Here is a 10,807-nt window from a genome sequence, read left to right as displayed (position 1 = left end):
GCTCAAGACCTTTATATCTCAATATATGATTGTCGTTTATGTATTAGTGAATCAAAAGAAGGATTAGTTCTTGTGAATGATTTACTGCAACAAAATAATACCGATATAGATGAATGAGGAGATAATATGCTTAAATTATATGGTAGCTTTGTAGAATCAATTATTTCAAAAGTTTTTGGAACACAGTTCAAGATTTTACCAGAGTTAGCAGAATTGATTTTAGATCGTGTTGCTCGAGGAAATCGTGTTGTAATTTATGGTGCAGGACATGGGCATGAGTTAGCGGAAGAAATGTTAGATTTAGTAGGGGGTTTCAATTTTATAGAGTCGTATAATCCACAAGATTTGTTTGGCCCACCATTAAAGGCAGGATATATAGAAAGAACTGAAGCATTTGCAGAGGTATTTTATTCAATGATGGACCTAAAAAAAGGAGATGTGCTTTGGTTAATTTCGAACTCTGGAACAAATGGAGTTGTAGTTGAGTTGGCAAAACGGTGTAAAGAAAATGGAATTACACTTATTGCCCATACAAATATGAAGCAAACATCGACAGTATCAGCACGTCATTCATGTGGCAAGAAAATGGTTGAGTTTGCAGACTATATAATTGATAATTGTGGAGAAGATGGTGATGCTGCTTTTGAAACAGTGAATGGTAAGAAACAAGGTCCTACATCGAATGGAGTAGGAACATTCATTCTTCAAGGTTTGAATGTATGCTTTGCGACGGTTTTACACGCAAGTAATTGCACACCAGAAGATGTACGCAATGGAAATTATGCACGATGTAAGGTGATTCATAAAGAAGCAATGCTTGAAAATTTAAATACATACTATAAAGATTACATGAAAGTACTTAAAGAAGTATTTGCAACACAACTTGAAAATATTCAACAAGCCGCAGCACTATCAGTTCAATATGTGATGGCGGAAGGAAGAAATATGATGTTCGGTATGGTGCATGATCATACCCTTGTGGAAGAAATTCATTCACGTGCAGGGACAATCATGTGTAATCGTTCTTTGGTTTCACAAAATATCGATATACAATTATATGATGGTGTAAAAAAAGCAACACTGTATGCCAATATAAGTGAATACGCTGATGCATTGCTTCGGTCTGTTGAGTTGAATGAAAAGGATGTCCTGTTTTTGATTAGTCAATCTGCAAATGAGAATGCAATGCGAAGACTTGTTGTCCTTGCAAAAGAAAAAAATTGTAAACTCATTCTACATACAAACAAAAAATATGCAGACACATGCAGTGAACATCCGCTTTATCAAAATGTTGATGTGGTCATCGATAATTGTTGCCCAAAAAATCAATTGTTGATGAAAGTAGGAAAATTTGATGTAGGCTATGTGGGAACATCAATTGGATGTTTTATTAATCAATGTTATGTTATGGAAATGACAAAACAACTTTTTGAACATGGAATAGATATACCTGCAAGAATTAGTATCAACACAGATAAGGGACTTATTTTTACTGAAGAACTAAACAAAAAATATTTTAATGACACAGTGGTGTAAAAGGAGATAACAATGGAAATCAAAAATATTAGGATTGAAGAAAGATTGATTCACGGACAAGTTGCGACAGTTTGGTTAGCACATTTGCATCCAGATCGTATTATTATCATTGATGATGAGACATCAAAAAATGATTTGCAAAAACAAATGTTGAAAGTAGCATGTCCAGTGGGAACTAAATTGTCTATTTTTGGCGTTGACCGTGCAATTGAACGATTAGCTGAAAATCCTTATGGAGATGAAAGTGTATTTATTCTCTTTAAAAATCCTACAAATCTCAAAGCATTTGTAGACAAAGGATATCCTATAAAAGAAGTGAATGTAGGTAATATGAGTGGCAAGACCGGTGCAACACAAGTCAAAAAGGCGGTTTCGGTAACACACGAAGAAGCAGAGATGTTTAGAGAAATGCATAAAAAAGGAATCATATTTACAGCGTTGATGATTCCTAATGATCCTAATGTTGACTTTATGTCATTGATTGAAAATATTTAAGTGAGATACTCCATAATATGGAGTATCTTTTATAAAATAGAAAATAGTATTGACTTGGAGTGCACTCTAACATTTAAACTAATAGTAGGAGATTGATTATGAAAATATTATATTTAATGAGACATGGAGAAACGGTTTTTAATGTTAGAAAGAAAAAACAAGGATGGTGTGATTCGCCATTAACTGAAAATGGAATTCATCAAGCTAAAGTTGCTAGTGAGTATTTTAAAAAGATGAATATATCATTTGACCATGTATTTAGTTCAACATCAGAAAGAGCGTGTGATACATGTGAACTTGTGGCATCATTACCCTATATGCGTACAAAAGGATTGAAAGAATGGAACTTTGGTTTGTTTGAGGGAGAGAGTGAAGAACTCAATCCGCCATTACCTTATGGTGATTTCTTTGTAACATATGGTGGGGAAGGCGAAGAAGAATTTCGAAATCGTACAGTTAAAGCGTGCAAGGAAATTATGGAACAATGTGAAGGTGTAGTTTTAGCAGTTTCACATGGTGCCTTCTGTGCGCAGTTTCGTTTAGATTATTTATTGAGAAATAATTCTGAACATCGTAACCGAATTGGCAATTGTTGTATTTTTAAGTATAAATATGAAAATGGAGAATTTACACTTTTAGATGAAATTTCACATGAAGAGCAAATTAAAACCATTCAATAAAGTTGAATGGTTTTTCTTCTAATCTCTACTACTTCTACTTCCTACTACCATAAGTAAACGAAGTAATTGCATAACAGATACTGATAAGGCAGCTACATAAGTTAGGGCAGCAGCATTCAATACTTTCTTTGAACCTTCAACCTCTTCGCTATCTAAGATTGTACTATGCTCTAATGCATAGATAGCACGAGAACTAGCGTTATATTCTGTAGGTAGCGTTACAAGTTGGAATACAACACATAATCCAAAGAGAGCTACACCTAAATATGCTAGGCTAGTTGATGAAAAAAGAAGTCCAATTAATACAAGGGGTATTGATAATTGCGAACCAATATTTGTAGCGGTAACAATTGCGGCACGAAATTTAATAGGTCCATAATTTTGAGCATATTGAATTGCATGACCCGCTTCATGACAAGCAACACCGATTGCAGCTGTTGATGTGCTTCCGTATACTGAGTCTGATAATCGAATTACATTTGTACGTGGATCGTAGTGGTCAGTTAGGTGTCCAGCAGTTTTGATAACTTGAACATTGCTGCAGCCATTTTCATCAAGTATTCTGCGACAAGCTTCTTCGGCAGTAATGCCACTTTTAGCATATTGTGTTGAATAACGCTTGTAAGTACCATTTACTCTAGAAGATGCCCACATTGAGAAAATAATTGCAGGTAAAATCATTACAACATATGTCCAGTCAAATCCATAAAAATAAAACATGTTAATACCTCCAAATTTAGTCTAACATAAATCTAGATTATCATACCAAAAAATTATGTGAACATTATGGTATTGATTGAGAAACACCAGGGGCCGTGGTAGAATAACGGTGAGGTAAAATGTATGAATAAAAAAAGAGTAATATTAGTTAGTGGAATGTCTGGTGCAGGTAAAACCAGTGCTACAAATATTCTAGAAGATATGGGTTATCATTGCATTGACCAATTCCCAGTTCAAATTTTAAATGACTTAGTTGATGTGATTGAAACGACAACAGATCCACGTTTTGATTACACGGCACTTTCAACTTCTGCGAAAGATTTACATGAATTTCTTCGAGCATTTAAGGGTACTGAAATGGATGTTCGTGTTTTATTTTTAGATGCTTCGGATGATGTGCTATTACATCGCTATAAATCGACGCGACGTACACATCCATTGCTTATAAGCAATGCAGTAAATACACTTGAGGAAGCAATTTCAGTTGAAAGAAATATGTTTACCAGTTCTAAGGAAGGTGGGTTTGTGACGATTGATACAACATTCCTTGATTTCAAAGGACTTAAGAGTAAAATAGAAAGCTATTTTAAAATTGGTGTAGCACCATCATTTTCAATAAGCTTTGTATCCTTTGGTTATAAAAATGGTGTTCCTATGGATGCGGATATTATGTTGGATGTTCGTTTTCTTCCTAATCCATTTTGGGTGCCAGAATTAAGAGCTTATTCAGGAGATGATGAAGCAGTTTATAAATATGTTATGGACAATGATCAAACACAAGAATTTGTGAAACGCCTAACATCATTCTTAGATTATGCTTTCTCTGAATATGTAAAAGAAGGAAAGAACCACTTTACAGTCGCAATTGGCTGTACGGGTGGACAACATCGTTCAGTTGCGATTACAAATTATTTGTTTGATTTCTATCGCAAGAAATATAATTGTTATAAAGATCACCGCGATAAAAAGGATTACGCAAATGGTTAATAAAAAAGTTGTTGTGTTAGGTGGTGGTCATGGACAATCGGCCATATTACGAGGAATAAAACATATTCCTGATATTGATATTACGGCTGTAGTAACCGTTGCGGATGATGGCGGTTCTACGGGAAGACTACGTCAGTTTTTCAATATACCTGCAATGGGAGATATTCGAGGAGTTCTTATTGCACTTGCGGAAAGTGAAACACTCTTAGGTACATTAATGGATTACCGCTTTGAAACAAGTGTTGATATTGACAATCCGGAACAGGATGTTTTAGGACATAATCTTGGTAATTTGATTTTAGTCGCTTTAACTGAATCTTGTGGTAACTTTGTAGAAGGTATTGAAATATTATCAAAAGTATTAAATGTAAAAGGAAATATTGTTCCTTCGACATCGCAAGTAATCACGCTTTTTGCGATTATGGAAGATGGGACAATTGTTAAAGGCGAAACGAATATACCAAAGATTGAAAATAGAATTCGTAAAGTATTCTATCAAGAAAAAGTACGTGCTAGTGAAAAAGCAGTACAGGCTATTTTAGATGCGGATTTAATTATTTATGGAATAGGCTCAGTTTATACAAGTATATTGCCAAATGTAATAATTCCAGAAATTAAAGATGCACTAAAAGAATCGAAGGCAAAGAAAATATATATGTGTAATGCAATGACACAACCTGGTGAAACAACAAGTTATGCCATGGAAGATCATGTCGATGCATTGCTTGATCATGGCGCAACAATTGATGAAGTCGTTATTGCGAAAGATAAGATACCTAGTAAAATATTAAAACTTTATGAAGAAGAAGGCAGCGTTCCTGTATTAAGTGTGCGGGATACACATCCATACAAAATAAGAGAAGTAGAATTATTAGATTTCACAAAGAATTTAGTTCGACACGATAGTATGAAGATTAAACAATTGGTCGAAGAATTATTAAAGAATGAGGGATAAAAATGTCATTTACGACAGAAGTAAAACAGGAAGTTGGACAGAATGAACTAAAAGATTGTTGTCGAAGAGCAGAACTTTCTGCTTTAGTTCAACTTTGTTCAACCTTGTCAATTTCAAATAAAGGATTAACACTATTAATAAAGACAGAGAATGCAACGACTGCAAAATGTATTTGGAAGTCGTTAAAAGAACTCTATCATGTAGAAACAGATTTATCCGTAATGAAAAAGATGAATCTAAGAAAGAATAATATTTACTACATTCGGGTGTTAAGTAGAGCACGTGAAATATTAGAAGATTTAGGAATCTATTCATCAAGAGGTCTACTGGACCATCCTTTATCCAGTATTGTTACAAAAGAGTGTTGTGCAAGAGGATATCTAGCAGGGGCATTTATGGCGATGGGAAGTGTAAATGCGCCGCAAAAAACAAGTTATCATCTTGAAATAGGAACCAATAGCGAATCACATTCAGAGTTTATTATTAAACTGATGAATCGATTTGAAATACCAGCCAAGGCTATTAAACGAAGAAATCAACATGTCGTTTATGTCAAGGCAGCAGATAAGATTGCGGATTTCTTAAGGCTTATTGGAGCGTTTGAGTCACTGATGAAATTCGAAGATATTCGAATTCATCGCGATTTTAAAAATAGTTTAACACGCCTAGATAATTGTGAAGTAGCGAATGAAGTAAAAAGCCAAAATGCTGCAAAGAAACAATTAGAAGACATTGAAGTGATTGAAAAAGCAGGGAAATTAGATAAACTAGAAGAGAAATATCAGGAGATAATTACATTACGAAAACAGAATCCTGAATTTAGTTTAAATGAACTTAGTAGAGAATATGAAAGACAAAAAGGGGTCGTTATGAGCAAGTCAGGGATGAAGCACCGCTTTACAAAAATTCAAGAACTTGCGGATAAAATTAGGTTGCAAAACGATGTACATTTACAATAACTCCTTTATAATAGTAATGAGGTAAAGACGATGAGATTAATATATTTTATACTTACTCTATTCACATTTGTGGTATTGATTCAAATATTCTGGCCACTAATTTTCGTGTTTGGAATTTTGATTATTGCATTTATTTCTTATGTGCGTTATAAAGCTAAACAAGCTATGAAAGATACGGATACGTACTATAGCTCAACATATGATGATACGCATTATACAAATACAAACACAAATCAAACAAGCCAAGACGATGATTCAAATATTGAAAAACCAATTCAACAAGGTTCAGTAATTGATGCGGAATATACAGAAAGAAGCCAAGACGATGACAGAAATTGAGATAGAAATAAGTAATGATTTTTTACCTATCTCAATGGAACAACTTTCTTTGATTCAAAAATATTTAGATATTAAAAAATATGAGGAAAGCAATCACAATCTTGTGAATATGATTCTATGGTTAGAATGGTATCCACTCTTTTGCGTAGAAGAAGATAATTATTTATTGTTGTTAGGAATTCATGAAGGTGAACTTTTTATATACATGCCGCTTTGTGAAGATGAATATTTTGATGAAGCAATTTTAAAAGCTAAATCTATTTTTGATAAATACGGTGTTAACTTTGTATTAAGTTGTTTTACAAAAGAAGCAATGGATAAGGTATTAAAGCTATTCCCAGGATATTGTGCATGTCCTGCAAGAGAAAGTTATGATTATGTATATTCAGTAGAAAAGTTGAAAACATTCGCAGGTAAAAAATTACAGAAAAAGAGAAATCATTTAAATGTTTTTTATAAAGAATATGAAAATCGTTTTGTTTATGAAAAGATGAGTCAAGAGAATATTAAGGAATGTAAGGAATTTTTGGAAAATTGGAAAGCTGATTCAGATGATGATTTCTTACAAGCCGAGCGTCGCGGGGTACAACGCATTTTAGATTTATTTGGTAAAATTAATTACTCCGGTGGATGTATCCGTGTAGATGGTGAAGTTAAAGCATTTGCGATAGGATCAAAATTATCTGATCGAATGTGTCAGGAAAATATTGAAAAGGCAGACAGTGAAATAAGAGGATTATACCAAGCAATGATGAAAGAATTTTTGAGTCATGAGTTTAGCGATTTCGAATATGTAAATCGTGAAGATGATATGGGGTATGACAATATTCGCCAAGCGAAGATGGCATATCACCCAGAATTCATGATTGAAAAATATCGTTTATGTAGAGAGGGGGAAGCAAATGATCAAGAAAGCTGATAAAAGTCAAACTGGCTCAATTAAACATATGTGGTTAACTTGTTTTCCGCAAGAAGAAGAAAGTTATATTGATTACTATTTTGATAAAGTTTACAAACCTGAAAATACATTGGTATTGATTGAAAATGGTATTGTTCAATCTTCATGTCAACGTATCCCTCATGAAATAATGTTTAATAATCGTATTCTACGAACATCTATGATTGTGGGAGTGACAACACTTCCAACATATCAAAATAGAGGAAACATGGCGAAGTTAATGGATGTTGTTATGGATGAGGTAAATCATCAAGAATTGGTGACACTTGTACAAGCATACAATCCTGCTTTATATGAAAAGTATGGCTTTGAAATGGTTTATTATCACAAAGAAACAACATTTACAAGAAATGAAATTCAACGTATTAGTAATGAAGGATGTAGTTATTTAATTCATAGCGAAGATATGTTGCGACTGTATGCTTCATTTGTTAAGCGATTCAATGGTTTTTATATCCGTGATGTAGCAGCATTTGATCGAATTAAAGAAGAGATAGAAGCACAACATGGGAAAATAATTGCCTATTATAATGAGAAACAACAACTTCAAGGATACGCTACTTGTTTGTTTACAAATAAAGAAGTTATCTTTGAAGAATGTATTTATATGAATAGTGTTGCGCTAACTAAATTGATTAACTTGGCATTACAAATACGACCTGTTGTTAAAGTGAATACAAGTCAAGTTGAAGATTTGCGCATATTGTTTCCAGGCGTTCAAGTTAAAGATATTGGATTCACAATGGCACGCATCAATGATATGGAATTATTTAACCGCTTATATCAAGTTCAAGCAACATCGTTAGAAGAAGCATTTGCATCAAGTGGTAAACCACTATACATGAATGAATTTTATTAATAAGAAGATTCTACAAATTAAACCGTGTAGAATTTTTTTTCTTTTATAAAGTACTAGCCTAAATAAAGAAATTATATAGAGTGGAAACTCATGGAATTTGTTTTCATTTTTTCATTAAAGGGTTTAAGATAGTAGATATTAGAAGGAGGATTTTATGAAATTTGATTTTGAAACAGTCGTTGACAGAAGTACTACCGGATCGATGAAGTGGAAAGGAGCAATGAGAAAACTTCAAAGACCATTGACTATCCCTCCCTTATCAACTGCAGATATGGAATTTGTATGTTGTCCAAGTATTGAAAAAAGTATTATTGAAGCATTAACAAATAAAGGCGTTATGGGTTATACACTTCAACCAGATGGCTATAATGAAGCGGTATTAAAATGGTTGAAAGAAGAACATGGCTATCAAGCTAAAGAAGAATGGATTCTTCAAACGTTTGGGATTGTCCAAGCATTGTATACAGCAATTGAAAGTTTTAGTGAAGTAGGTGATGGAGTTTTGATTCAACCTCCGGTGTATCATCAATTTCAAAAGACAATCGAAAATACTAAACGTGTATGTATTGAAAATAATCTTATCTACAAAGATGGCCGTTATTTCATGGATTTTGAAGATTTAGAAAAGAAAGCAAAACAAGCTAAAATTATGATTTTATGTAGCCCACACAATCCAGTAGGAAGGGTATGGGATAAAGAAGATTTAGAACGTGTTCAAAAGATTTGTAATGAAAATAACGTTATTATGATTGCGGATGAGATTCATTTTGACTTTATCGCAAAAGGATATCATCATACATGTTATGGAACATTAGAAGAATCAAATATGATTTTATGTACTTCACCAAGTAAGACATTTAATTTGGCGGGGTTAAATATATCAAATATTGTTATTCCGAATGAAGAATTGCGTAATCGTTTTAAACAACAGTTAAATTGTTGGGGATTACACTATCAAAATTATTTTGGTTTTTATGCAACAATGGGTGCGTATTCTGATGAAGGTAAAGCATGGAAAAACGAATTGAATGAGGTCATTGCGGATAACTTTAAAACAATAAAAGAGTTCTTTAATACAAATTATCCACAAATGCATGTAGTTGAATTAGAAGCTACTTATCTGGTATGGATTGATATGTCATGTTTGAATATGAAAGGATCAGATTTAGAAAAAATGTTGATGGAAAAAGGTGAAATCTTCATTGAAGATGGTTCTAAATTTGATGGCAACGGCGAAGGTTTTATTCGAATTAATATTGCTTGTCCAAAATCAGTTCTTTTGGAAGTACTTAATCGTTTTAAAAAAGCTTTAGGTTAATATGAAATCTTTAAAAGTTGCATTGCTTCAATTATTACCTACCCCAACACTTCAAGGAAATCTAGAAAAAGGGTGTCTAGCATGTCGTGAGGCAAAACGATTAGGTGCTGATATTGCCCTGTTTCCAGAGATGTGGAGTTGTGGGTATGCGATTGATGAAAACAGTATTACTTTAAGAGAAAATGCGATTGGCCAAAACAGTACATTCATTCAAACATTTAAAGAACTAGCAAAAGAATTGAATATGGCTATTGGGATTACATTGTTAGAGAAATATAATCCATGCCCGCGGAATACGTTATATCTCTATGATCGTTTTGGTGAACAAGTGTTGATTTATGCAAAAGTTCATACGTGTGATTTTGGAGATGAATCTAGACTGACTGCGGGGGAAGATTTCTATGTGACGGATTTAGATACAGTCGGTGGAATTGTCAAAGTAGGGGCAATGATTTGTTATGACAGAGAGTTTCCTGAGAGTGCACGAATTCTTATGTTGAAAGGAGCTGAATTAATTTTAGTTCCTAATGCATGTCCGATGGAAATTAATCGCTTATCACAATTACGAGCACGCGCATTTGAAAATATGGTAGCAATCGTAACAGTAAATTATCCTGATGGAAAAGAAGACTGTAATGGTCATTCAAATGCCTTTGATGGTGTTGCATATCGATTAGAGGAAGATCATTCAAGAGACACATTAATAATTGAGGCTGGTCCTGATGAAGGTATTTTCATTGCTGATATTCCATTGGATGAGATACGCGATTATCGAAGTCGAGAAGTTCATGGTAATGCCTATCGTCAACCACAAAAATATCATAGTCTTGTGGGGGAAGAAATAGAAGAACCGTTTATTCGTAATGATTATAGGAAACATATGTAGTACTCTGAAATAAATGAACATTTATCAAAGTAAATAAGCACAAGAAAATTGATTTGTAGCACAAATCATTCAAAGAACCTTTATAAGATCCCCAAACTCCTTTCTCGTAGAGTTT

General features: G+C 33.5%; 12 protein-coding genes. 11 read left to right on the top strand and 1 reads right to left on the bottom strand.

The genetic code is table 11. The features are described from left to right. The first annotated feature begins 126 nt into the window (after positions 1 to 126). The 3 genes from RSB60_RS08870 (at position 127) to RSB60_RS08860 (ending at position 2,711) form a co-directional block, all read left to right on the top strand. Positions 127 to 1,536 (top strand): sugar isomerase domain-containing protein, encoded by a 1,410-nt coding sequence (locus RSB60_RS08870; protein ID WP_332615829.1) that lies wholly within the window; start codon positions 127 to 129, stop codon positions 1,534 to 1,536. A gap of 12 nt (positions 1,537 to 1,548) precedes the next feature. After that, entirely contained in the window at positions 1,549 to 2,031 is a 483-nt protein-coding gene (locus tag RSB60_RS08865; RefSeq protein WP_332615827.1) for a PTS system mannose/fructose/N-acetylgalactosamine-transporter subunit IIB, read from the top strand. Positions 2,032 to 2,126: 95 nt separating this feature from the next. Continuing rightward, entirely contained in the window at positions 2,127 to 2,711 is a 585-nt protein-coding gene (locus RSB60_RS08860) for a histidine phosphatase family protein (protein WP_442879291.1), read from the top strand. An 18-nt stretch (positions 2,712 to 2,729) separates the two neighbouring features. Here RSB60_RS08860 and RSB60_RS08855 read toward each other — a convergent pair whose 3' ends face one another. After that, the gene (locus RSB60_RS08855) at positions 2,730 to 3,431 is read right to left on the bottom strand and encodes a zinc metallopeptidase (RefSeq protein WP_323382432.1); all 702 of its coding nucleotides are present in this window, start codon (positions 3,429 to 3,431) and stop codon (positions 2,730 to 2,732) included. Between the two features lie 123 nt (positions 3,432 to 3,554). On the opposite strand from RSB60_RS08855, the gene rapZ reads away from it, so the two are divergent. From rapZ to RSB60_RS08815, 8 genes are all read left to right on the top strand, one after another. Next, positions 3,555 to 4,418 (top strand): RNase adapter RapZ, encoded by an 864-nt coding sequence (gene rapZ / locus RSB60_RS08850; RefSeq protein WP_323382431.1) that lies wholly within the window; start codon positions 3,555 to 3,557, stop codon positions 4,416 to 4,418. Further along, positions 4,411 to 5,373, top strand: coding sequence for a gluconeogenesis factor YvcK family protein (locus RSB60_RS08845; RefSeq protein ID WP_332615822.1), 963 nt, complete (start codon positions 4,411 to 4,413; stop codon positions 5,371 to 5,373). The genes rapZ and RSB60_RS08845 overlap by 8 nt, the downstream gene beginning before the upstream one ends. A gap of 2 nt (positions 5,374 to 5,375) precedes the next feature. Beyond that, on the top strand, positions 5,376 to 6,332 hold the full coding sequence (whiA, locus tag RSB60_RS08840; protein ID WP_332475690.1) for a DNA-binding protein WhiA: 957 nt from the start codon (positions 5,376 to 5,378) through the stop codon (positions 6,330 to 6,332). A gap of 30 nt (positions 6,333 to 6,362) precedes the next feature. After that, positions 6,363 to 6,671 (top strand): hypothetical protein, encoded by a 309-nt coding sequence (locus RSB60_RS08835; protein WP_332615820.1) that lies wholly within the window; start codon positions 6,363 to 6,365, stop codon positions 6,669 to 6,671. Beyond that, positions 6,658 to 7,590, top strand: coding sequence for a DUF2156 domain-containing protein (locus tag RSB60_RS08830; protein WP_332615818.1), 933 nt, complete (start codon positions 6,658 to 6,660; stop codon positions 7,588 to 7,590). Before RSB60_RS08835 ends, RSB60_RS08830 begins: the two co-directional genes overlap by 14 nt. Beyond that, positions 7,574 to 8,488 (top strand): GNAT family N-acetyltransferase, encoded by a 915-nt coding sequence (locus tag RSB60_RS08825; RefSeq protein WP_323382425.1) that lies wholly within the window; start codon positions 7,574 to 7,576, stop codon positions 8,486 to 8,488. Before RSB60_RS08830 ends, RSB60_RS08825 begins: the two co-directional genes overlap by 17 nt. A 154-nt stretch (positions 8,489 to 8,642) precedes the next feature. After that, positions 8,643 to 9,806, top strand: a complete 1,164-nt coding sequence (locus RSB60_RS08820; protein ID WP_323382424.1) for a MalY/PatB family protein — start codon at positions 8,643 to 8,645, stop codon at positions 9,804 to 9,806. 1 nt (position 9,807) lies between these two features. Next, complete coding sequence (locus tag RSB60_RS08815) at positions 9,808 to 10,692, top strand: carbon-nitrogen hydrolase family protein (protein WP_332615815.1); 885 nt, start codon at positions 9,808 to 9,810, stop codon at positions 10,690 to 10,692. Positions 10,693 to 10,807 lie beyond the last annotated feature (115 nt).

This window comes from Anaerorhabdus sp. (assembly GCF_036657415.1).
In the GTDB taxonomy this organism is placed as follows: domain Bacteria; phylum Bacillota_I; class Bacilli_A; order Erysipelotrichales; family Erysipelotrichaceae; genus Anaerorhabdus.
This window is presented reverse-complemented; position numbering and strand designations above follow the sequence as displayed.